We start from the raw sequence: 21,304 nt of genomic DNA on the forward strand, positions 1-21,304 counted from the left end.
GCCGGACAGGCGCCGACGGGCCGTGGACGCCCCGTCCGAAATTCGCGAGCGTCCCTCCCCCTCCCCTCCTAGCCTCGGGATCATGATGAACAACACCCCGCCCCGTCCCGCCCGCCGCGCGGAACTGCTGGCCGCCGCGGCGGCCACGGTGACCGTCGTGCTGTGGGCGTCCGCCTTCGTCTCGATCCGCAGCGCGGGGGAGGCGTACTCGCCGGGCGCGCTGGCGCTCGGGCGGCTGCTGGCCGGGGCGCTGACGCTGGGGGTGATCTGCCTGCTGCGGCGGGAGGGGTGGCCGCCGCGGTCGGCCTGGCGCGGGATCGCCATATCGGGCCTGCTGTGGTTCGGCGTCTACATGGTGGCCCTCAACTGGGGCGAGCAGCAGGTCGACGCGGGGACGGCCGCGTTGGTCGTGAACACCGGGCCGATCCTCATCGCGCTGCTCGGTGCCCGGTTCCTCGGTGATCCGATGCCGCCGCGGCTGCTGGCGGGGATGGCGGTGTCGTTCGCCGGTGCGGTGACCGTGGGTCTTTCGATGTCGGGCGAGGGCGGTTCCTCGGTGCTCGGGGTGGTGCTGTGCCTGCTGGCGGCGGTCACGTACGCCGCTGGTGTCGTCGCGCAGAAGCCGGCGCTGGGCACGGCGAGTCCATTGCAGGTGACGACGTTCGGCTGCCTGGTCGGCGCCGTGGTCTGTCTGCCGTTCGCCGGGCAGCTCGTCCAGGAGGCCGCGAAAGCGCCGGCCTCCGCGACGCTCAACATGGTGTACCTGGGCGTCTTCCCGACCGCCCTCGCCTTCACGACGTGGGCGTACGCCCTGTCCCGGACGACCGCGAGCCGGATGGGCGCGACGACGTACGCGGCGCCCGCGCTGGTCGTCCTGATGTCCTGGCTGTTCCTCGGCGAGGTGCCGGGGCTGCTCACCCTGGTCGGCGGTGTGCTGTGCCTGGCGGGTGTCGCGGTGTCGCGGTCGCGGGCGGGCGGGGCTCCGGGAGCGGTTGCGGAGCCCCGGCCCGAGCGGACTTCGGACTCAGCCCGCTGACTCCGCTTCCGCCTTGACCTCGGGCGCGGCCTCCGGTTCCGCCGCACGCGCCCGGTCCGCGAGGACCTTGATCGAGATCAGCGCGATCACCGAGAGCGCGATGATGTAGCCGGACACCGCCATCGAGGTGCCCGTGGCCTCCAGCAGCAGCACCATGACGAAGGGGGCGAGGCCGCCGCCGGCGACGGCCGCGATCTGGTAGCCGAGGGAGGCTCCGGTGTAGCGCATCTCGGGCGTGAACAGCTCGGCGAACAGGGCGGCCTGGGGGCCGTACATGATGCTCAGGAAGCAGCTGGCGACGAACGTGCCGACCGCGAGCCACAGCAGCGAGCCGGTGTCGATCAGCAGGAAGAGCGGTACGGCCCACAGCGCGATGCCGGCCGCCCCGAAGGCGTAGACCCGGATGCGGCCGATGCGGTCGGAGAGCGCGGCGGCGGCCGGGATCAGCACGAGCTGGGTGAGGCTGACGCACAGCGAGACCATGAGCACCGGGCCCTTCTTCATGTCCAGCTCGCGCGTGGTGTAGTCGAGGACGCCGGTGATGAGGATGTAGAACGTCGCGGTGTTCACGGCGAAGGAGCCGCCGGCCAGGAGCACCGTGCCGAGGTGGCCGCGCAGGATCGTGCGCAGCGGCGAGCTCTGCTCGGACTTCTCCTGCTCGGCGAGGGCGCGTTCGGCCTCCCGGAACGCCGGGGTCTCCTCGACGCGGGTGTGGATGTACCAGGCGAGGCCGAGCACGAGCAGGCCGACCAGGAACGGCACGCGCCAGCCCCAGGCCGCGAACGCCGAGTCGGTGGTGAGCGCGCCGGCGGCCAGGAAGACGGTGTTGGCGGTGACCACGCCGATGGGGACGCCGAGCTGGACGACGCTGCCGTAGACGCCGCGCTTGCCCTCCGGGGCGTACTCGGTGGCCAGGAGCATCGCGCCGCCCCACTGGGCGCCGACGGCGACGCCCTGTGCGACGCGGAGCAGGACGAGCAGGATCGGGGCGGCGACGCCGATGGTGTCGTACGTCGGAAGCAGGCCGATGCCGGTGGTGGCCACGCCCATCAGCGTCAGCGCGAGGACCAGCATCGGCTTGCGGCCGCGCTTGTCGCCGAGGTGGCCGGCGACGATGCCGCCGAGGGGGCGGGCCAGGAAACCGACGGCGAACGTGGCGAAGGAGGCCAGGACGCCGGCGGTGGGGCTGCCTGCGGGGAAGTAGAGGTCGCCGAGGACGAGGGCGGCGGCGATGCCGAAGACGAAGTAGTCGTACCACTCGACGGCCGAGGCGAGGGCCGCGGCGGTGGCTACGCGGCGGCGGTTGCCCACGGCGGGCGTGGTGGAGGTGGGCGGCTGAGCGGAAGGGGCCGTGTCCATGTGGTGCACGCTCCGGTGGGTGCGGGGACGGAACGGGGGGTGGCTCGGATTCCGGGGAACGTACTGACCGGACGGTATGTACGTCAACGGGTCGCACACCAGGAGTTTTGCCTGTACGCGCCACCGACTACGGGTGCGGGCACGCCTGAGGCCCCGGCCTCGCGCGGAGGCCGGGGCACGGGGGAAACGGGCTAGAAGACGACCAGTGCCCGGCCGCCCTTGCCCGCCAGCATGTTCTCGAAGGCCGCCGGGATGCCCTCCAGGGAGATGCGTTCGGTCACCAGGGCGGTCAGGTCCAGACGGCCCGCCCGGACGTGTCCGGCGAGTACCGGGAGGTCCTCCGCGGGGTTGGAGTTGCCGTAGACGCAGCCGGTCAGGGTGCGGCCCCAGTGGAAGATCTCCAGGGCGTTGAAGGTGACCTGCTGGTCCTTGCCGCCGATGCCGACGACCGTGGTGCGGCCACCGCGGCGGGTGGAGTCCCAGGCCGTGCGGATGGAGACCGCGCGGCCGACGCACTCGACGGCGACATCGACGCCCTGTCTGCCGGTGAGGGCGCGGATCTCGCGGGCGGTGTTCTCGGAGGCGAGGACGTAGTCGGTGGCGCCGGCCGTGCGGGCCAGCTCTTCCTTCCCGGCGGACACGTCCACCGCGACGATCTTCGAGGCCCCCGCGATCCGGGCGGCCTGGAGGGCGGCGAGCCCCACTCCCCCGACGCCGAACACCGCCACGGTCTCGCCGGGCCGGACCTGGGCCGAGTGGTGGACGGCGCCGTAGCCGGTCAGGACGGCGCAGCCGAGGAGGGCCGCGTCGGTGAGCGGGACGCCGTCCGGGGCGGGCAGGACGCAGGACGCGGAGACGACCGTCTCCTCGGCGAACGCGGCGACGTTCAGACCGGGGTGGAGGTCGGTGCCCTCGGTGGTGCGGGCGTAGACGTCGGCGGCGCCGCCCAGCGCGTTGGCGCACAGCCAGACCTCGCCGAGCGAACAGGCGTGGCAGGTGCCGCAGGACGGGGCCCAGTTGAGGACGACCCCGGCGCCGGGCGCGACGTGGGTGACGCCCTCGCCGACGGCGACGACCGTGCCGGCGCCCTCGTGACCGAGGACGGCCGGGACCGGGACGCGCATGGTGCCGTTGGACAGGGACAGGTCGGAGTGACAGACCCCGGCGGCGGCGAGCCGGACGCGGACCTGGCCCGGTCCGGGGTCGGGCAGGTCGATGCCGGTGATCTCCAGCGGGGAGCCGACGGCGGGCAGGACGGCGGCGCGGACAGCCATGACGGAAGGAACTCCCCTGGGGCTAGAACTGGAGGGACTTGGTCTGGAGGTACTCGGTCAGGCCGTGCACGCCGAGCTCGCGGCCCACGCCCGACTGCTTGTAGCCGCCGAAGGGGGCGAGGGGGTTGAAGCGGCCGCCGTTGATGTCGACCTGGCCGGTCTCCATCCGGCGTGCGAAGGCCACCGCCTCGGCCTCGTCCCCGGCCCAGACGGCGCCGGCCAGGCCGTAGACGGTGCCGTTGGCGATCCGCAGCGCGTCCTCCTCGTCGTCGTAGCGGAGGATCGACAGGACGGGGCCGAAGATCTCCTCCTGCGCGATGGTCATCTCCCAGGTGACGTCGGCGAAGACGGTGGGGCTGACGAAGTAGCCCTTCTCGCGCGGGGCTTCGGGGCCGCCGGCGACCAGGCGGGCGCCTTCCGCGACGCCCTTCTCGATGTAGCCGCGCACGCGTGCCTGCTGCCCCGCGTTGACGACCGGGCCGATGCGCTCGCCGTACTTGGCGGCGGCCGTCGCTGCGAGCTCCACCGCCTCGTCGTACCGGTCGCGGTGGACCAGCATGCGCGTCCAGGCGCTGCACGTCTGCCCGGAGTTGGACATGACGTTGGCGACCCCGACGTTGACCGCCTTGGCCAGGTCGGCGCTCGGGAGGATGACGTTGGCGGACTTGCCGCCGAGTTCGAGGGCGACCTTCTTGATCTGCCCGGCGGCGGTCGCGGCGATGTGCCGGCCGACGGCGGTGGATCCGGTGAAGGAGACCAAGTCGACACCGGGGTGCTCGGCGAGGGCCTGGCCGGCGACCGGGCCGAGGCCGGTGACCAGGTTGAAGACGCCCGCCGGGACGCCCGCCTCGTGTACGGCGTCCGCGAACAGGCGGGCGACCAGCGGGGTGTCCTCGGCCGGCTTCACGACGACCGTGCAGCCGGCCGCGAGGGCCGGGGCGACCTTGGCCACGATCTGGTGCAGGGGATAGTTCCAGGGCGTGATCGCCGCCACGACGCCGACCGGCTCGTGGTGGACGACCGAGTTGCCGGTCTTCTCCTCGAAGGCGTACGTGGCCGCCAGCTCGGCGTAGGAGCCCGCGACCGCGATCGGCACGGCCGCGTGGACGGCCTGCGAGAACTTCAGGGGCGAGCCGAGTTCGGCGGTGACGGTCTCGGCGATCTCGTCCGCGCGGGCCACGAGCACGTCCCGGAGGGCGGCAAGGCGCGCCGCGCGCTCGGCGGGCGGGGTCGCGGCCCACTCCGGCAGAGCGGCACGGGCGGCCCGTACGGCGGCGTCGACGTCCTCGGCGGTGCCGGCCGGGACCGTGCCGATGACCTGCTCGTCGACCGGGTTCACGACCTCGATCACGTCGTGGCCGGCGGCGGGGCGCCAGGCGCCCCCGATGTACATGCCGTCGTGTGCCTTCATCGCGCATTCCTCCGGGGCGGGGCGTCGTCGTCCGGCACATAAACTAGCGACGATAGTTTTCCGGCGCCAGACGTCCCGGTGCTCCCGGTCATCACAGCACGGAGCGGGCCCCGCCCGGATGTGCGGCTCCTCACGCCTCCAGATCGGGCAGGCGCGCCGGGTGCGGGCAGATGCGGTCGCCGTGCTGGTCGAAGACGAAGAGATGGGCGAGGTCGACGAGGAGCGGCACCTGCATGCCGTGGCGGAGGGCCAGGTCCGGGGTGGTGCGCACGATGAGGTCGCCGGGCAGGCGGGGGTCGGCGGCCGCGAGGCCGGGTCGCGATTCCTCGGAGTGGTCCAGGGTCACGACGGGGCCCGCGCGCCCGGCGACGGCCCGCTCCCGCAGGCGGTCGATGACCGAGCCCTCGCGGCGGCGGCGCCGGTCGGGGCGGCCCGGGCGCGGACGCGGGGCCTCCAGTTCCGGGACGACGGCGGGGCTGGAGCCGGTGTTGAAGTGGACGAGGATCTCGTGCCCCTGGAACTCCACGTGCTCGACCAGGCCGGTGATCGGCACCTCGCCGGGGCGGGACGCGGAGTGTTTGGCGATGCGGATGGCTTCCGAGCGCAGGCCCACGATGACCTCGCGGCCCTGCTGGACGCGCAGCATCTGGTGGTCCAGGGAGAGCGGCTCGGGCAGGCGCAGGAACTGCTTGCCCAGGCTGATGGTCATCGCGCCCTCCAGCGGGGCGCGCACCAGGCCGCGCAGCAGGTTGATGCGCGGGGTGCCGATGAAGGCGGCGACGAAGACGTTGCTCGGCAGCGCGTAGACGGCACGCGGGCTGTCGACCTGCTGGAGCACGCCGCCGCGCAGCACGGCGACCCGGTCGCCGAGCGACATGGCCTCGGACTGGTCGTGGGTGACGTAGACCGTGGTGACGCCCAGCTCGCGGGTGAGCTGGGAGATCTCCGCCCGCAGGTGGGTGCGGAGTTTGGCGTCGAGGTTGGACAGCGGCTCGTCCATCAGGAAGGCCGAGGGGTGGCGGGCGATGGCCCGGCCCATGGCGACCCGCTGGCGTTCACCGCCGGAGAGCTGGGCGGGCAGGCGGTCGAGGAGGTCCTCGATGCCCAGCATGCGGGCGGTGGCGTCCACGCGCGGGGCGGGGTCCGTGCCCGGCGCCTCGATACGCAGCGGGAAACCGATGTTGGCGCGGCTGGTCATGTTCGGGTAGAGGGCGAAGTTCTGGAAGACCATCGCCATGTCCCGCCCCGACGGCGGCAGGTCGTTGGCGTAATCGCCGTCGAGTAGCAGCTCGCCCTCGTCGATCTCCTCCAGCCCGGCGATCATCCTGAGCACGGTCGACTTGCCGCAGCCGGACGGGCCGAGCAGGACGAGGAACTCGCCGGGTGCGATGTCCAGCGACAGCCGGTCCACCACGCGGGCGCCTCGCGTGTAGGCCTTGCTCACGTCGTGCAGGGAGATGGCGCGTGTCATGAGGTGCCCCCGAGGGGTCATCAGGGCGCTGGTGCTCCGCGGTCGGAAGCCTCGTGCGGGTCGTACGGGGCTGTGGGTCACGGAAGTTAACGGAATGTGCGCGGGTTGGGGAAGACGCGGGGCGGGATCCGGGGTTTTGGTCCAGCTGGCGAGAAGGCGGACGGCCTGATTCGGCTACGGCCGGGGGCCGCCCGGGTCAGTGGATGCCGGTGAGGTGGGCGAAGACCACGGTCGCCAGCAGCACCCGGCCCCGCGCCAAGCCTCCGGCGCAACAGGACCATGGCCGCGCCCAGCCACTGCGGCGGAAACAGAAACCGCCCGAGCCGAATCGCGCTACGACGTCAGATATCGCTCTTCCGGCACAGCCGCACCCTCGACCGGCGGGCTTGCCCCGATGCCGCCGCACCCGGCTCCCCCCGCGACCGCACGGCAACCCCCGAGGACAGCAGCAACAGCACTCCGAGCATCACGAACGGCGCCGCCACCCCCGCGACCCCGGCGATCAGCCCGGCCGCGGCGGGCGCGGCCACCTGGCCCAGCCGGTTGCCGGTCAGGCGCAGGGCCAGGGCCGTGGAACGGGCCTCGTCGGGGGCGGCCTGGACGACCGTCGTCATCGACAGCGGCTGCCCGACGCCGAGGCAGAAGCCGAGCAGCACCAGCAGCAGGCCGAGCCCCCACACCGGCATCGGCAGGGCGATGCCCGCGCACAGCAGGGCCGCCAGCAGACAGGTCACCGTGAGCAGCACGGTGCGGCCCAGCAGCCGCAGCAGGGGCGTCAGCACCAGGCGGCACGCGATGGTGGCCGCCGCTCGCAGGCTGAGCAGGAGGCCGATCACGGACGGCGCGATGCCCCGGTGCTCGCCGACCACCGGAAGGTAGGCGGTGAGGATGTCGGTCGCGGACAGCACGGCGAGGCTGATGAGGATGCCGGCCGGCACGCCCCGGGTGCGCAGGATGCGCCGGACCGGGACACGGTCGCCCTTCTCCGCGCGGGACGTGGCCGCCGTGCGACGGTGCTCGATGCGCCACAGCGACGTGAACGCGACCGCCCCGATCGCACCCGCCGCGATCAGGGCGAGCGCGCTGGTGCCCGTCATGTCGTCGCCGCCGATCACCGCGCCCGCGGCGATGGGGCCGACCAGCTGGCCGAGCGCGGCACCGATGGTGAAGTGGCCGAAGTTGCGGTCCTGTTCGTGCGGCGCGGACTGGCGGGCGACGAGGGACTGGGAGCCGATGACGAAGCAGAGGTGGCCGAGGCCCATCACGCCGCTCCACAGGGCCATGGCCCACAGGGAGTTCGCGACGCCGCTGAGCGCGCAGCCGCCGGATATGAGGACGACGCCGACGGGCAGCAGGGGCGCGCAGCGGCCGTGGTCGGTTCGGCGGCCCAGGGGTACGGCGGCGAACAGCGGCAGCAGCGCGTACACACCGGCGATGACACCGACCGCACGCTCGTCCGCACCCAGCGCGAGGGCCCGGTAGGAGACGGCGGGCCGGGCCATCGACACCGCCCCCTGCGCGAAGCTGAAGGCGATGACGAGGCGGAGCAGCCAGCCGCGGTTCCCACCGGGCCTCACGATGACGTCCTCCATACGGTGGTCAGATGATCCCGAAGAGCATGCCCGCCCCGAGGATGACCAGACAGGTGAGGGCGGCCCACTTCACGACGAACTTCGTGTGGTCGCCGAACTCCACCTTGGCCATGCCGACCAGGACGTACACGGCCGGGACCAGCGGGCTGGACATGTGCAGCGGCTGGCCGACGAGCGAGGCGCGGGCCATCTCCAGCGGGGAGACACCGTGCGCGGCGCCCGCCTCCGCGAGGACGGGCAGGACACCGAAGTAGAAGCCGTCGTTCGACATGAAGTAGGTGAGCGGGAGGCTGAGGATGCCGGTGACGAGGGCCATGTGCGGGCCCATGCTGCCGGGGATGACGTCCACCATCCACTTGGCCATGTGGTCGACCATGCCGGTGCCCTGCAGGACGCCGGTGAAGACGGCGGCGGCGAAGACCATGCCGGAGACGTTCAGGACGTTCTCGGCGTGGGCGGCGATCCGGGCCTTCTGGTCCGGGATGTGCGGGAAGTTGACGGTGAGCACGAGCGCGGCGCCGAGCAGGAACAGCACCGGGATCGGCAGCACCTCCATGATCATGGCGGTGAGCAGACCGACCGTGAGCAGCGCGTTGAACCAGTACAGCTTGGGGCGCAGCGTGGCGCGGTGGGGGTCGAGGCCCTGGAAGTCGTCGCCCTGCTCGTCGGCGTCCGTGCCGGAACCCGCGCCGCCCGTGACGCTCTTGCGCATGGAGACCTTGCCGTCGCCGGAGCCGCCGGCGCCCACGAGGACCGTCTCGGTCTCCTTCTCCTCGACCTTGTCCTCCACCAGCACCTCGTCCAGCGTCAGCACGCCCAGCCGCCGGCGCTCACGCACACCGAGGACGTAGGAGAGGACGAAGACGAACAGCAGGCCCACCAGGAGCGCCGGGATCATCGGGACGAAGATGTCGCTGGCGTCGAGCTTGAGCGCGGTCGCGGCGCGGGCGGTCGGGCCGCCCCAGGGGAGGGTGTTCATCACGCCGTTGGCCATGGCGGCGACACCGGTCATCACGACCAGGCTCATCTTCAGGCGCTTGTACAGCGGGTACATCGCCGAGACGGTGATCATGAAGGTGGTCGAGCCGTCGCCGTCCAGCGACACGATCGCGGCGAGCACTGCCGTGCCGACGACGATCCGCATCGGGTCGGCTTTGCAGAATTTGAGGATGCCGCGGACGATCGGATCGAAGAGACCGACATCGATCATCACACCGAAGTAGACGATCGCGAACATGAGCATCGCCGCAGTGGGGGCGAGGTCGGTCACGCCGTCGAGTACGTAGTCGCCGAGCTTGGCGCCCTTGCCGACGAACACGCAGAACAGCGCGGGAATCAGCACGAGCGCCGCGATCGGCGACATCTTCTTCATCATGATCAGGACCAGGAAGGTCGCGATCATGGCGAAGCCGAGGATGGTCAGCATGAGTGGATACCTAACGTTCGCCCTTGAACATCCCACCAGGGCCGGCGGTGTCCGAGACGTTAGGTGCGTTCAAGCAGCGTTAACAAGACGTTGACGTGCGAGCAATAAGCGCAAAACTGCTGGTCACAGCTTTGCTCAGGTCAGAGGCATGAGCTTTTCGGTCACGGATGCGCATCCGGGGGCCGTCTCGGGGGCGATCTCGACGGGCACTCCGTTGAGGACCGCGTTGCCCGACAGCGGGTCGAGCAGACGGCCGTCGAGGAGCTGGTTGACGTTGACGCCGGGGTCGGTCGCGGCGTGGCTGAGGCGGGTGCCGGGGCGGTCGTGGCCCCAGCCGTGCGGCAGGCTCACCACACCCCGGCGCACCTCGTCCGTGACCTCGGCCGGTGCGCTCACCGCTCCCCCGGCGCCCTTCACACGCACCGGCGCCCCGTCGCGCACGCCCAGCCGCTCGGCGTCCTCGGGGTGGATGTGCAGGGTGCAGCGGTTGGAGCCGCCGGTGAGGGCGGGCACGTTGTGCATCCAGCTGTTGTTCGAGCGGAGGTGACGGCGGCCGACCAGGACGAGTCCGTCGGGGCGTTCGGCCAGGGCGCGCTTCAGGCGGGGCAGGTCGTCCGCGATCGGCTGCGGCAGCAGCTCCACCTTGCCGCTCCTGGTCTTCAGCGGCTGCGGGAGCCGGGGGCGCAGCGGGCCGAGGTCGATGCCGTGCGGGTGCGCGAGCAGCTTCTCCAGGGTCAGTCCGTCGGGTCGTACGCCGAAGCCGTCGCCGTAGGGGCCGAGGCGCAGCATCATGTCCAGCCGTCGCTCGGGGCCGGTGTCGCCGGTGAGCTGCGCGGCGAGCTCGCGGGGGTCACGGCCGTGCACGGGCGAGTGCGGTGCCTCGACGGCCTTGCCCAGGGTCTGGTCGATGACCATCTGGTCGACGGCGGCGGGATCGGTTCCATGCATGCCGGTCACTGCGAGGATCAGCCGGGCAAGGATCTCCGTCTCGGCCATCCGGCCCGGCTCCAGCGGGATCGCGGGGCGGGTGTAGCGCACCTGGTTGCGGACGGCGAGGGTGTTGAAGGCGAAGTCGTGGTGCGGGCTCTGGGAGGGCGGGGGCGGGGGGAGGACGACATCGGCGTGGCGTGAGGTCTCGTTGAGGTACGGGTCGACGCTGACCATGAAGTCGAGCGAGTCGAGCGCCTTGTCGAGCCGGTCGCCGTCGGGTGCGGAGAGCACGGGGTTGGCGGCGACGGCGAGGAGCGCGCGCACCGGCTCGCCCTCCTCGGTGGCGGTGTCGATCTCCTCCGCGAGGGCGGAGAGGGGCAGTTCGCCCTTGGCCTCCGGGTGCCGGCTCACGCGGGAGTGCCAGCGCCCGAGGGCGAAGCCGCGGCCGGGTCCGGCGGGGCGCGGGGTCTTGTCGGTGGCGGCCTGCGGGAAGAGCGCGCCGCCGGGCCGGTCGAGGTTGCCGGTGAGGATGTTCAGGACGTCGACGAGCCAGCTGGCCAGGGTGCCGTGCGGGACGGTGCAGCTTCCGATGCGGCCGTAGACGGCGGCGGTCGGGGCGGCGGCGAGTTCGCGGGCGAGGGCGCGGATGACGTCGGCCTCGACATCGCAGGCGGCGGCGACGGCTTCGGGGGTGAACTCCCGCAGGGCGTCGGCCACTTCCTCGACGCCCTGCACGTGCGGGATCGGTTCGGTGAGACCCTCGTCGAAGAGCACCTGGGCCATCGCCGCCAGCAGCAGCGCGTCGGTGCCGGGCCGCACGGCGATGTGCCGGTCGGCGAGCTTCGCGGTGCGGGTGCGCCGCGGGTCGATCACGACGAGCGTGCCGCCGCGCGCCTTGAGCGCCTTGAGCTTGCCGGGGAAGTCGGGGGCCGTGCACAGACTGCCGTTGGACTCCAGCGGGTTGGCGCCGATCAGGAGCAGGTGGTCGGTGTGGTCCAGGTCGGGCACGGGGATGGCGTTCGCGTCGCCGTAGAGCAGTCCGCTGGAGACGTGCTTGGGCATCTGGTCGACCGTGGAGGCGGTGAAGACGCTGCGGGTGCCGAGCCCGGCGAGCAGCACCGGCGGGTAGAGGGCGCCGGCCATGGTGTGCACGTTGGGGTTGCCGAGGACGACGCCGACGGAGTTCGGGCCGTACCGCTCCACGACGGGCCGGATGCCGGCGGCGACCGCGTCGAAGGCCTCCTCCCAGGTGGCCTCGCGCAGCTCGCCGTCCCTGCGCACGAGCGGGGTGCGCAGCCGGTCGGGGTCGGCGTCGACGGCCCCGAAGGAGGCGCCCTTGGGGCAGATGAACCCCTTGCTGAACACGTCGTCGCGGTCACCGCGGGCGTGGGTGACGCGCGTCCCCTCGACGGTGAGGGTCAGGCCGCAGGTGGCCTCGCACAGGGGGCAGATTCGCAGGGCGGTGCGGGACACGGGTCCTCCCGGGGGCGGCGGCTACGGTGACGCACGGACCCGCCCGAGCATACCGACCGGTATGCACGGTGGGGAGGCCTCGCCGGGGGTGAGTCAGTCGAGTACCCGGGCCAGATAGGCCCGCAGCATCTCCCGAGCCTCCTCGATGATCTTCCGGTCCCCCTCGGGTGCGACGCGGAAGGCCAGATGAACGAGGGTGTCGGCGGTTTCGACGGCGATGAGGAACACCCGGCGCAGATCGTCGTCCGGCTCGCGGTCGAGGTAGCCGGAGAGGAGCTCGGTGAGGCGGTCGGCGACGCGGTGGTTGGGTTCGGCCTGGCGGGCGCCGACCGGGATCTGGTTGCCGAAGTCGACGAGGGAGAAGCCGGGCGCGGTGCGCTTCATCTCCAGGTACTCGTCGAGCACGGCGTCCATGGCCTCGCGCCAGCCCCCGTCATCCGCCTCCCGCAGGCGCTGGGTGATCCGCTCCGAGTAGCGCTCGAGGTTGCGCTGGGCCAGCGCGTCGACCATCTGGCGCTTGTTGCCGAAGAAGCGGTAGACCGAGCCGATGGGCACTCCGGCCCGCTCGGCGACGGCACGGGTGCTCAGGGCGTCGTAGCCGACCTCGTCGAGGAGGTCGGCGCAGGCGTCGAGGATCCTGGTCAGGCGTTCGGCACTGCGCCGCTGCACGGGCGCACGACGGAGCGATGTCGCGTGGGGCACGGGCTTCATGATGCCTTTCCGGCGCGGTCCGGTGAACCTCGCCCCCCGGTAGGTGACCGGGGCGTTGCACGGGCCCGCGCCTTGCGCCGGGCGTTCGCGCTCGGCGTCGTGGCCGGGCCCGGCTCCGACGCGGTGATGTCGGCCGTGCTCTCCACGGGTTCGCCGTCCACCACCCATACGGTGCCGTCGTCGGCGTAGAGGCGGGCCGTCACCTGGTGCGTGCCGCGCGGTACGAGCCGGCCGGCGAGGCGGTAACCGGGGGCGCGGAGCCGGGCGACGAGGCGGCCGTCCACATAGAGGTGCGCGAGGCCGCGTCCGGCCACCGCCCCGGCGGACTCGGAGGCGGGCGAGAAACGGAAGTTCCGCAGGGTCAGGCGCACGTCCCAGCCGTCGGCCGCGCCGGGCTGCACCTCGACGCCGACGCCTGGGGCGCTCTCCTGCCCCACCTCCCGGTAGGGCCGCCCCTCGTCGTCCCGGTCCTCCAGCAGCCTGCCCATCGGTGTGGGCGACACCCCGCCGCCCCGCTCCCGCTCGGCACCGGAGCCGCAGCCCGCGGATCCGGCCAGGAGGAGGACACAGACCACGAGCACGGCCAGAGGTCCCCGTGTACACGACATGCCGGGAGCGTAGAACGCGCGTCCGGTACCGCGGATCGTCCTGGAGTCGGGTTCCGGTCATCCGCCGGAAGGAGGGCGCGCGGAGCACGTGTCTCCCTTGCGCTGGGGAAAACGCAATCCTACGGTACTGCATAGGAATCGGATGCAAGGGAGCAGCGATCATGGGCGATGGGGGTACCTCCCGCGCGAGCGGGTTCGAGCGTGGGGGAGCGCGGAAGACCGCCGAAGGGCTGACCTATCTCTCCGGCTTCGGCAACGAGCACAGCTCTCAGGCCGTCCCGGGCGCACTGCCTCAGGGCCGCAACTCGCCCCAGCGGGCCCCGCTCGGGCTGTACGCGGAACAACTGAGCGGTACGGCCTTCACCGAGCCCCGGGCCCACAACCGCCGCTCGTGGCTGTACCGGATCCGACCGTCGGCCGCGCACCCGGCGTTCACCCGCACCCACAACGGCTCGATCCGCACCGCCCCCTTCACCCAGACCGTGCCCGACCCCAACCGCCGGCGCTGGGGCCCGCTCCCCGACCCGGCGCCCGAGACCGACTTCCTGGCCGGCCTGTGGACCCTGGGCGGCAATGGCGACGCCACCCAGCGCACCGGCATCGCCGTCCACCTCTACACCGCCAACGCCTCGATGGACCGGGTGTTCAGCGACGCCGACGGCGAGCTGCTGATCGTCCCGGAGCGCGGCGGGCTGCTGCTGCGCACGGAGTTCGGTCTGCTCCATGTGGAGCCGGGCCATGTGGCGCTCGTCCCGCGTGGGGTCCGCTTCCGTGTGGAGTTGCTGGACGGGTCCGCCCGCGGCTATGTGTGCGAGAACTACGGTGCGCCCTTCCGCCTGCCCGACCTCGGCCCGATCGGCGCGAACGGCCTCGCCAACCCCCGGGACTTTTGCGCCCCGGTCGCCGCGTACGAGGACGTCGAGGGCCCGGTGGAGGTGGTGAACAAGTTCTGCGGCAACCTGTGGACGGCCACCTACGACCACTCCCCGCTCGACGTCGTCGCCTGGCACGGCAACCATGTGCCGTACGCATACGACCTGCGCCGTTTCAATGTGCTCGGCACCATCACGTACGACCACCCGGACCCGTCGATCTTCACGGTGCTGACGTCCCCGTCGGACACCCCGGGTCTGGCCGGGGTCGACTTCGTGGTGTTCGCCCCGCGCTGGCTGGTGGGCGAGGACACGTTCCGGCCGCCGTACTTCCACCGGAACGTGATGACCGAGTACATGGGCCTGATCGAGGGCGCGTACGACGCGAAAGCGGAAGGGTTTGTGCCGGGCGGCGGCTCGCTGCACAACATGATGTCGGCGCACGGCCCGGACCGGGAGACCTTCGACCGGGCGAGCGCCGCCGAGCTGAGGCCGCAGAAGATCGACGACGGCCTGGCGTTCATGTTCGAGACGCGCTGGCCGATCGCCCTCACACCGCAGGCGGCCCGCGCCGAACACCTCCAGCAGCGCTACGACGACGTCTGGCAGGGCCTGGAGCGGCACTTCCGTCCCTTGCACTGAACAGCCCCGACCGGTACGGATGGCCCGTGACCTCCTTCGCCCCGGACTCGATCGTCCTGAACCGCAAGCTGCCGCTCTGGTATCAGGTGTCGCAGTCGCTGCGTGCCTCGATCCTCGGCCGCTCGCCCCAGGACCCGCTGCGCCTGCCCACCGAGGAGCAGCTGGCCGGGCACTACGGCGTGAGCGTGCTGACCATGCGGCAGGCGCTGAAGGAGCTGGAGGACGAGGGGCTCATCTCGCGCCACCGACGGCGCGGCACGTTCATCGAGCCGCATGCGCGCCGGGGTTCGCCGGTCCGTCTGCTCGGCTCGGTGGACGCGATCGTGGCCCAGCAGTCCGGCATGACGGCCGAACTGCTGGACCACGGCACCACCCCGGTGCCGGCCGAACTCGCCGAGTTCTTCCCGGATCTGTCCGAGGTGGCGACGTACCACCGGCTGCGCAGCGACGAGAAGACCGGTGAGCCGACCAACCACGCCCGCAACTACGTGCGTCCCGAACTGGCCGCGCGCATCGACCTGGACGACCTGGTCCGGTGGCCCATGACCAAAGTGCTGCGGGATGCCGTCGGAGCGGACATCAGCCGCATCACGGACACGGTGGAGGCCCGCCTGGCCGACCCGGAGACCGCGAAACTGCTCCAAGTGCCGCTGCTCAGCCCGATCCTGCACTACACGGGCGTCACGTACGACGCCGGCGGGCGGCCTGCGGACGTGGCCGTCATCCAGTACCGGGGGGACCGCTTCTCCTTCACGGTGACCCTGGACGCGACCTGACCCGTGTGTCGGAGCCACGCCGTACGATGCCCTGCGTGACGCACGACGACGCTCCGCTGCTGGCGGACCTCATGCCGTGGTCCGTCGCACCGCCGCGGCTCGGCCGGGGGTGGCCGGCGGGCCCCGACGCGGTGTCCCTGAAGGCCCGCTGGGACGCCCTGATGAAGGCCGAAGGACCCGACCGCGAGACCCTGTTCGAGCCGACCCGCTCACGCACGCCGCACACGGCGGTCGGCCAGTTGCCCGGCCGGGCCGGCAGCGGCACCCAGAAGCTGGCGCGCGCCTCGGGGCCGTGCCCGGAGCCGGTGCGCGTGCTGTACGCCCCCTTCGACGAGCAGTGGCTGATCCCCGACCAGCGGCTCATCGACGCGGCCCGCCCGGAACTGTGGCGGGTGGCGGACGAACGGCAGGTCTTCGTGCTGGAGGCGCCCGAGGCCCGCGCCCCGCGCCTGCTCGTCACCTCCCTGCTCCCGCTGCTCCGCCCCGGCCGGATCCGCCCGCTGTTCCGGCGACCAGGCGGGCAGGAGCCGAACCTGGCCCCCGGCCTGCTCGCCCACCTGGCCACTCGCCTGGGCGGCGCCCCCACACCGCTGGACGTACTGGCCTGGATCACGGCGACGGCCCGCCCGGACCTCTCCGTCCCGCTCACCGGGGACGCCGACGCCTGGGCGCGAGGCCTGGAGCTGGGCCACCGGCTGCTGTGGCTGATGCGCCGCGACGGCGAACGCCCCAAGCTCCCCGGCGGCCGCCGCCCCTACGTCCGCGCCCCGCTGCCCTCCCGCCCCCTGACCCTGCGCTACGACAGGGAGGAGGAAGCTCTCCTCCTGGACGAGGGCCGCATCTCCCCGGTGCCGCCGGAGGCATGGGACTTCGAGGTGGGCGGGGTGCGCGTCCTGGAGCAGTGGTTCACGGCGCGCGTCACCGAGGCCGAGCCGGGCACACTCGCGGCGATCCGCCCCGCCACATGGCCCCAGACCTGGACGTCGGAGCTGCTGGAACTGATCACGGTCCTGGCCCTGCTGGCCGAACTGCGCCCGCTGGAGGAGCCGACGATCCCCGACCCGATCACGACGACCGAGCTGCGCGAGGCCGGCGTCCTGCCGGTACCGGCGTCGGCCCGCCGCCCGGCCTCGGTGCTGGGCGACCCCGAGGAGGGCCCGGAGGGGCAACTCGCGCTGCTCTAGCGCAGGTCGGGATCGTAGGCGTCCAGTACGCGTTCGAGGGCCCGTCTGAACACCGCTTCCAGATCGACCGGCCCGCTCTGCTCCATGAAGGCCGCGGCCAGTCGCGGATACGCGCCGGTGGCCACCTGGCTGCCCAGATAGGCCATCCGGACCGCGTTCTCCTCCTCCTCGGACCACGGCATGGAGCGGGTGCGCTCGACGGTCGCGATGTCGTTCGCGGTGTACGTCGTCACGACCCCGTTGAGCAGTGCGATCAGCTCCGTCTTGGTGCCGGCCGGAGCGTCGAGCGGTTCCAGGCAGGCCAGGCAGTGCTCCAGGTAGCGCAGGGTGTTGGGGCTGAAGCCGAACAACCCTGACATCGCACGCGGCACCCAGGTGTGGCGGTACATGATGGCCCGGGTCTCCTGCGCGTTGCGGAGCATGTCGGCGCGCCAGTCGCCCGTGGGCTCGAACAACTCGTGCTCGGCACCGACGGCGTCCACCATCAGCTCGTACAGGTCCTCCTTGCGGGGGACGTAGTTGTACAGCGACATCGTGCCGCAGCCCAGTTCCGCCGCGACATGCCGCATGGACACCGCGTCCAGCCCCTCCGCGTCGGCGATCCGCACCGCCGCCGCCGCGATGTCGGCGCGGGTGAACGCCGGTTTCGGCCCACGGCCGGTGCGCTCGGGGCGCGCCCAGATCACTTCGGGTACGGCCGCTCGGCCCGCCATCGGTCATCACCTCGGCCTCCATCCTAGTTACGTACACCGTACGTAGTGCGCTATGGTCATGACATGACTTCTACGTACGCTGTACTTAGTGAGGGTCTGGAGAAGCGGTTCGGGAAGGTCTGTGCCCTGCGCGGGCTGGATCTCGCGGTGGCCGAGGGGACGGTGTGCGGGGTCCTCGGGCCGAACGGGGCGGGCAAGACCACGGCCGTACGGCTGCTGACCACGCTGCTGCGGCCGGACGCGGGCTCCGCACGGGTCGCCGGGCACGACCTCACCCGGGAGGCCGCCGCCGTACGGCGCCGGATCGGTGTCACCGGGCAGGACACGTCGATCGACGGGGATCTCACCGGACGTCAGAACCTGCTGCTGTTCGGCAGGCTGCACCGGGTGCGCGGCCCTGCCGGCCGGACCGCGGAGCTCCTCGACCGCTTCGGGCTGGGCGAGGCCGCCGACCGGCCCGCCTCCACCTACTCCGGCGGCATGCGGCGCCGGCTGGACCTGGCGGCGAGCCTGATCCGCCGCCCCGAGGTGCTGTTCCTGGACGAGCCGACGACCGGCCTCGACCCGGCCAGCCGCAACGTCATCTGGGACGCGGTGCGCGACCTGACCGCCGAGGGCACGACCGTGCTCCTCACCACCCAGTACCTTCAGGAGGCCGACCAACTCGCCGACGACATCGCCCTGGTGGACCGGGGCCGGGTCGCGCACACCGGGTCGCCGGCGCAGCTCAAGGCGCTCGTCGGGGCGCACGCCGAGGTCGTCGTGACGGACGCGGACGCGCTCACGAAGGCGGCGGCCGTCCTCGACCGGCTCACCGGCGCGCAGCCGTCGTTCGACCACGAGCGGAACGCCGTCGGCGCGGTCGCCAAGGACCCGACGCTCACCCTCCCCCTGCTCGTTCGCACGCTGGACTCGGCGGGCGTGCCGCTGCTCGACGTGAGCCTGCGGCCACCGACCCTCGACGACGTCTTCCTGCGCCTCACGGGCACCACGACCACGACCGGCGAGAAGGAGCGTGCCGCATGAGCATGCTGGCGTACGACGGGACCGCGATGCTGGGCCGCCAGCTGCTGCGGATGCGGAACAACCCGGGGCTGCTGATCCTCACCCAGACGATGCCGATCAGCATGCTGCTGTTCTTCGGCTACGTCTTCGGCAGCGCACTGGCGATGCCGGGCGAGGCGTACCGGGCGTTCCTCGTGCCGGGCCTGCTGGTGGCGACCGCCGCGGGCGGGATCATGACCGGCATGTTCCAGGCGGCCCAGGACACGCACCGGGGCGTGACGAACCGCTTCCGTACGCTGCCGATGAGCCGGGCGGCCGTACCCCTGGGGCAGGCCGCCGCGGACGTGGTGGTCACTGCCGTCGGGACGGTGCCGTTCCTGCTGGTGGGGCTCGCGGTGGGCTGGCGGGTCGAGGGCGGCCCGCTCGCAGCGGCGGGGGCCGTCGGGCTGCTGATGCTGTTCCGCTTCGCCTGCACCTGGGCCGGGATCTACCTCGGCCTGCTCACCCGGAACGAGGAGGCGGCCGGTCAGCTGGGCGGGGCGACCTTCCTGCTGCCGCTGCTGTCCAGCGCGTACATTCCGACGAGCGGACTGCCGGGGTGGCTGCGCACGGCCGCCGAGTGGAATCCGATCAGCGCGGTGGCGACGGCCCTGCGGGACTTGTTCGGCAACGCCCCTGTACCCGACGGAGCGGCCTGGCCGGTGGCCCACCCCGTCGCGGGGTCGCTGCTGTGGTGCGCCGTGCTGCTCGGGGTGTTCGTGCCGCTGGCCGTGCGTCAGTACGCGCACGGGGAACGGTGAAGGGGCGGCCGGAACACCGGAGCCGGACGACGCCCCCGGTCACTGCCGGGCGGGGATGAGGCACCGACTGGGGGCGGGCCGCGCTCGGGTACACACCTGGCGCTGCTGCGTGCCGTGGGGATGACGGACGACGAGTGCGCAGCGTTACGCCAGGAGCGGTGTGACCGCCCGAGCGCGGGCCCCTACTTGCCGCCGAACAGCGAGCGGCGCAGCCGACGCAGCGGTGCGAAGAGCGAGACGCGGCGCACGCGCGCTCCCCTGCCACTGCGGTCCTGCGGTTGACGCGCGGTCAGTTCGCGCATCAGCGAGGTCGCCTCGACCGTCTCCCGCTGCGGGACGGCAGGACCACCCAGCACCGAGAGGTGGCGGTCGAGGCGCGAACTGGTCGCGCTGCTCCCGCAGGTGATCGCAGGGACCCTCGCCCTGCTGCGCACTGTTATCTGTTCCATGTCACTCCCCACCCGTACGAGTCCACCCGGCCCGGGCAGGTTAACCCTATCGCCCCGTCCGGGCACTCGTGTATCGCGGTCACAGGATTCACCTTCCCCACAAGGGGGTTGACGATGTATGTCCGATTACTCTCCGAATCCAACAGATTTCAGGGCGAGTTGGACGATTGGCTGGGTGGTGGGCTGCGGCGATCCGCCGTCGGGCTCGACGGTTACGGCCAGTGACGTCGCGGAGGTGCCGAGATCCGTCGCGACCAGGGGCGTGTCGCCCTCGAAGAGGCCCAGGGAGCGTGGTTGCGCGCCCGGGCGCATGAGCCACAACTGGTGCACTCGGCCGCCCGACGGGGCACCGTATCCGCCGAGGGTGACCACCGCGCTCGCCTGCGAGGCGGAAGCGATCACTGCGATGGTTCTGCCCCGCCCGTCCCGGCCGCTGCTCGCACGGGCGTCCCCAGCCGCGAGAACGTGGGCGATCTCACGTGACCGGTCCCGCTCGGCGGTCAGCTGGTCCTGGGTCCGGTTCGCCTGCACCGCGAACAACGAGGCAACGACGAGGGCCGCGGCGGCGGTGGCCGTGGCGAAGGGCACGAACAGCGGGATCCGGCGCCGCTGTCGCTGCCGCGGCGGCGGCTGGGTGCCCCACACGTGCGGCGGCAGCTGCGGCGCACGCACGCGGGCCGGCTCGCGTGCCGTGTCCTGCGGCGCCGGGTCTTGCGGAGTCGTCCGTACGGCGGCCATGACCCGGTCGCGCAGGGCGGCGGGGGCCGGGGCGGCGCTGGACCAGGCGAGCCGGACGGCGTCCTCGGACAGGGCGCGCACCTCGGCGGCGCAGCGGACGCAGTCCCTGAGGTGCTTCTCGAAGCGGACCCGCTCCGGGGGTTCCAGGGCGTCGAGCGCGTAGGGCGCGGCGAGCGAGTGCAGGTCCTCGCGGCGGAAGAGACTCATGCCACGCCTCCCAGGCATTCGCGCATCCGGGTCAGCCCGTCGCGCATCCGCGTCTTGACGGTGCCCAGCGGCAGGGAGAGCCGCTCGGCCACCTCACGGTAGGTGTAGCCCTCGTAGTAGGCGAGGGTGACGGACTGGCGCTGGAGGTCGGTGAGGCGGTCCAGGCAGACGCGTACCCACTCGCGTTCGAGTCCCGCCTCGACCTCCTCGGTGACCTGGTCGAAGGCCGGGTGGTGGGCGCGCCAGGCCTCCCGCTGCTCACGCTCGCCGGCCGCGCGGGCGCTGCGCACCCGGTCGACGGCACGGCGGTGGGCGAGGGTGAGGATCCACGACATCGCGCTGCCCCGGCCCGGGTCGAACTTCGCGGCCGAGCGCCACAGTTCGAGCAACACCTCCTGAGCCACCTCCTCCGACTGGGCGGGGTCGCGCACCACTCGCCGTACGAGCCCGAACACCGGGCCGGACACCAGCCCGTACAGATCCTCGAAGGCCTTCTGGTCGCCGCCCGCCACGAGCAGCAGCAGCTCGTCCGCCTCCACTCGGTCCCCCTCTCCCAGGCCGCATGGGGCCTGTCCCCTCACACGAGGCATTCGCAACGCACACACCTCCGGATGGGGTTACGGATCA

At 72.4% G+C, this 21,304-nt stretch carries 19 protein-coding genes; 6 read left to right on the plus strand and 13 right to left on the minus strand.

Annotation, left to right across the window (positions count from 1 at the left end):
- Positions 1-82 precede the first annotated feature (82 nt).
- Positions 83-1,036: a DMT family transporter gene (locus tag ACIBNA_RS29145; protein WP_399168154.1), complete on the plus strand. Its 954-nt coding sequence runs from the start codon at positions 83-85 to the stop codon at positions 1,034-1,036.
- Here ACIBNA_RS29145 and ACIBNA_RS29150 read toward each other — a convergent pair.
- The 9 genes from ACIBNA_RS29150 to ACIBNA_RS29190 form a co-directional block, all read right to left on the minus strand.
- Positions 1,025-2,395, minus strand: coding sequence for an MFS transporter (locus ACIBNA_RS29150; protein WP_399168155.1), 1,371 nt, complete (start codon positions 2,393-2,395; stop codon positions 1,025-1,027). The two genes, ACIBNA_RS29145 and ACIBNA_RS29150, sit on opposite strands and share 12 nt — an antisense overlap.
- A gap of 191 nt (positions 2,396-2,586) precedes the next feature.
- Positions 2,587-3,669: a Zn-dependent alcohol dehydrogenase gene (locus tag ACIBNA_RS29155; RefSeq protein WP_399168156.1), complete on the minus strand. Its 1,083-nt coding sequence runs from the start codon at positions 3,667-3,669 to the stop codon at positions 2,587-2,589.
- A gap of 22 nt (positions 3,670-3,691) precedes the next feature.
- Positions 3,692-5,080 (minus strand): aldehyde dehydrogenase family protein, encoded by a 1,389-nt coding sequence (locus ACIBNA_RS29160; RefSeq protein WP_399168157.1) that lies wholly within the window; start codon positions 5,078-5,080, stop codon positions 3,692-3,694.
- Positions 5,081-5,210: 130 nt separating this feature from the next.
- Complete coding sequence (locus tag ACIBNA_RS29165) at positions 5,211-6,551, minus strand: ABC transporter ATP-binding protein (RefSeq protein WP_399168158.1); 1,341 nt, start codon at positions 6,549-6,551, stop codon at positions 5,211-5,213.
- A 341-nt stretch (positions 6,552-6,892) separates the two neighbouring features.
- On the minus strand, positions 6,893-8,128 hold the full coding sequence (locus tag ACIBNA_RS29170) for an MFS transporter (protein WP_399168159.1): 1,236 nt from the start codon (positions 8,126-8,128) through the stop codon (positions 6,893-6,895).
- A 22-nt stretch (positions 8,129-8,150) separates the two neighbouring features.
- Complete coding sequence (locus ACIBNA_RS29175) at positions 8,151-9,605, minus strand: CitMHS family transporter (RefSeq protein WP_399168160.1); 1,455 nt, start codon at positions 9,603-9,605, stop codon at positions 8,151-8,153.
- Positions 9,606-9,704: 99 nt separating this feature from the next.
- Positions 9,705-11,972 carry a molybdopterin oxidoreductase family protein gene (locus ACIBNA_RS29180; RefSeq protein ID WP_399168161.1) on the minus strand — a complete coding sequence of 756 codons (2,268 nt, stop codon included), beginning with the start codon at positions 11,970-11,972 and terminating at the stop codon, positions 9,705-9,707.
- 93 nt (positions 11,973-12,065) lie between these two features.
- On the minus strand, positions 12,066-12,683 hold the full coding sequence (locus ACIBNA_RS29185; protein WP_399168162.1) for a TetR family transcriptional regulator: 618 nt from the start codon (positions 12,681-12,683) through the stop codon (positions 12,066-12,068).
- The gene (locus ACIBNA_RS29190; RefSeq protein ID WP_399168163.1) at positions 12,680-13,291 is read right to left on the minus strand and encodes a hypothetical protein; all 612 of its coding nucleotides are present in this window, start codon (positions 13,289-13,291) and stop codon (positions 12,680-12,682) included. The genes ACIBNA_RS29185 and ACIBNA_RS29190 overlap by 4 nt, the downstream gene beginning before the upstream one ends.
- 161 nt (positions 13,292-13,452) lie before the next feature.
- Between ACIBNA_RS29190 and hmgA the strand changes: the two genes are divergently transcribed.
- Genes hmgA through ACIBNA_RS29205 form a run of 3 tightly spaced genes read left to right on the plus strand, consistent with a single transcriptional unit; the run spans position 13,453 to position 16,765 of the window.
- Positions 13,453-14,805 carry a homogentisate 1,2-dioxygenase gene (gene hmgA / locus ACIBNA_RS29195; RefSeq protein WP_399168164.1) on the plus strand — a complete coding sequence of 451 codons (1,353 nt, stop codon included), beginning with the start codon at positions 13,453-13,455 and terminating at the stop codon, positions 14,803-14,805.
- Positions 14,806-14,831: 26 nt separating this feature from the next.
- On the plus strand, positions 14,832-15,581 hold the full coding sequence (locus tag ACIBNA_RS29200) for a GntR family transcriptional regulator (RefSeq protein WP_399168165.1): 750 nt from the start codon (positions 14,832-14,834) through the stop codon (positions 15,579-15,581).
- 26 nt (positions 15,582-15,607) lie between these two features.
- Positions 15,608-16,765, plus strand: a complete 1,158-nt coding sequence (locus ACIBNA_RS29205) for a type ISP restriction/modification enzyme (protein WP_399168166.1) — start codon at positions 15,608-15,610, stop codon at positions 16,763-16,765.
- On the opposite strand, the gene ACIBNA_RS29210 is transcribed toward ACIBNA_RS29205, so the two are convergent.
- Positions 16,762-17,478 carry a TetR/AcrR family transcriptional regulator gene (locus ACIBNA_RS29210; RefSeq protein WP_399168167.1) on the minus strand — a complete coding sequence of 239 codons (717 nt, stop codon included), beginning with the start codon at positions 17,476-17,478 and terminating at the stop codon, positions 16,762-16,764. The two genes, ACIBNA_RS29205 and ACIBNA_RS29210, sit on opposite strands and share 4 nt — an antisense overlap.
- A 63-nt stretch (positions 17,479-17,541) precedes the next feature.
- Here ACIBNA_RS29210 and ACIBNA_RS29215 point away from each other — a divergent pair, with 63 nt between their 5' ends.
- Positions 17,542-18,504: an ATP-binding cassette domain-containing protein gene (locus ACIBNA_RS29215; RefSeq protein ID WP_399168168.1), complete on the plus strand. Its 963-nt coding sequence runs from the start codon at positions 17,542-17,544 to the stop codon at positions 18,502-18,504.
- Positions 18,501-19,283: an ABC transporter permease gene (locus ACIBNA_RS29220; protein WP_274815236.1), complete on the plus strand. Its 783-nt coding sequence runs from the start codon at positions 18,501-18,503 to the stop codon at positions 19,281-19,283. The genes ACIBNA_RS29215 and ACIBNA_RS29220 overlap by 4 nt, the downstream gene beginning before the upstream one ends.
- Positions 19,284-19,465: 182 nt before the next feature.
- On the opposite strand, the gene ACIBNA_RS29225 is transcribed toward ACIBNA_RS29220, so the two are convergent.
- The 3 genes from ACIBNA_RS29225 to ACIBNA_RS29235 form a co-directional block, all read right to left on the minus strand.
- Positions 19,466-19,732, minus strand: a complete 267-nt coding sequence (locus tag ACIBNA_RS29225) for a hypothetical protein (protein WP_086841716.1) — start codon at positions 19,730-19,732, stop codon at positions 19,466-19,468.
- A 126-nt stretch (positions 19,733-19,858) separates the two neighbouring features.
- Complete coding sequence (locus tag ACIBNA_RS29230) at positions 19,859-20,677, minus strand: anti-sigma factor domain-containing protein (protein WP_399168169.1); 819 nt, start codon at positions 20,675-20,677, stop codon at positions 19,859-19,861.
- Positions 20,674-21,216: a sigma-70 family RNA polymerase sigma factor gene (locus ACIBNA_RS29235; protein WP_167407442.1), complete on the minus strand. Its 543-nt coding sequence runs from the start codon at positions 21,214-21,216 to the stop codon at positions 20,674-20,676. Before ACIBNA_RS29235 ends, ACIBNA_RS29230 begins: the two co-directional genes overlap by 4 nt.
- Positions 21,217-21,304 lie beyond the last annotated feature (88 nt).

Source organism: Streptomyces sp. NPDC050164, from assembly GCF_044459945.1.
Lineage (GTDB): Bacteria > Actinomycetota > Actinomycetes > Streptomycetales > Streptomycetaceae > Streptomyces > Streptomyces coeruleorubidus_A.

What these genes read in the sequence shown, in the direction of transcription:
- ACIBNA_RS29220 (WP_274815236.1), top strand. Translation starts at nt 18,501, where the DNA reads ATGAGCATGCTGGCGTACGACGGGACCGCGATGCTGGGCCGCCAGCTG.
- ACIBNA_RS29155 (WP_399168156.1), bottom strand. Translation starts at nt 3,669, where the DNA reads ATGGCTGTCCGCGCCGCCGTCCTGCCCGCCGTCGGCTCCCCGCTGGAG.
- ACIBNA_RS29190 (WP_399168163.1), bottom strand. Translation starts at nt 13,291, where the DNA reads ATGTCGTGTACACGGGGACCTCTGGCCGTGCTCGTGGTCTGTGTCCTC.
- ACIBNA_RS29185 (WP_399168162.1), bottom strand. Translation starts at nt 12,683, where the DNA reads ATGAAGCCCGTGCCCCACGCGACATCGCTCCGTCGTGCGCCCGTGCAG.
- hmgA (WP_399168164.1), top strand. Translation starts at nt 13,453, where the DNA reads ATGGGCGATGGGGGTACCTCCCGCGCGAGCGGGTTCGAGCGTGGGGGA.
- ACIBNA_RS29225 (WP_086841716.1), bottom strand. Translation starts at nt 19,732, where the DNA reads ATGGAACAGATAACAGTGCGCAGCAGGGCGAGGGTCCCTGCGATCACC.
- ACIBNA_RS29215 (WP_399168168.1), top strand. Translation starts at nt 17,542, where the DNA reads ATGACTTCTACGTACGCTGTACTTAGTGAGGGTCTGGAGAAGCGGTTC.
- ACIBNA_RS29165 (WP_399168158.1), bottom strand. Translation starts at nt 6,551, where the DNA reads ATGACACGCGCCATCTCCCTGCACGACGTGAGCAAGGCCTACACGCGA.
- ACIBNA_RS29145 (WP_399168154.1), top strand. Translation starts at nt 83, where the DNA reads ATGATGAACAACACCCCGCCCCGTCCCGCCCGCCGCGCGGAACTGCTG.
- ACIBNA_RS29210 (WP_399168167.1), bottom strand. Translation starts at nt 17,478, where the DNA reads ATGGCGGGCCGAGCGGCCGTACCCGAAGTGATCTGGGCGCGCCCCGAG.
- ACIBNA_RS29150 (WP_399168155.1), bottom strand. Translation starts at nt 2,395, where the DNA reads ATGGACACGGCCCCTTCCGCTCAGCCGCCCACCTCCACCACGCCCGCC.
- ACIBNA_RS29160 (WP_399168157.1), bottom strand. Translation starts at nt 5,080, where the DNA reads ATGAAGGCACACGACGGCATGTACATCGGGGGCGCCTGGCGCCCCGCC.
- ACIBNA_RS29205 (WP_399168166.1), top strand. Translation starts at nt 15,608, where the DNA reads ATGCCCTGCGTGACGCACGACGACGCTCCGCTGCTGGCGGACCTCATG.
- ACIBNA_RS29230 (WP_399168169.1), bottom strand. Translation starts at nt 20,677, where the DNA reads ATGAGTCTCTTCCGCCGCGAGGACCTGCACTCGCTCGCCGCGCCCTAC.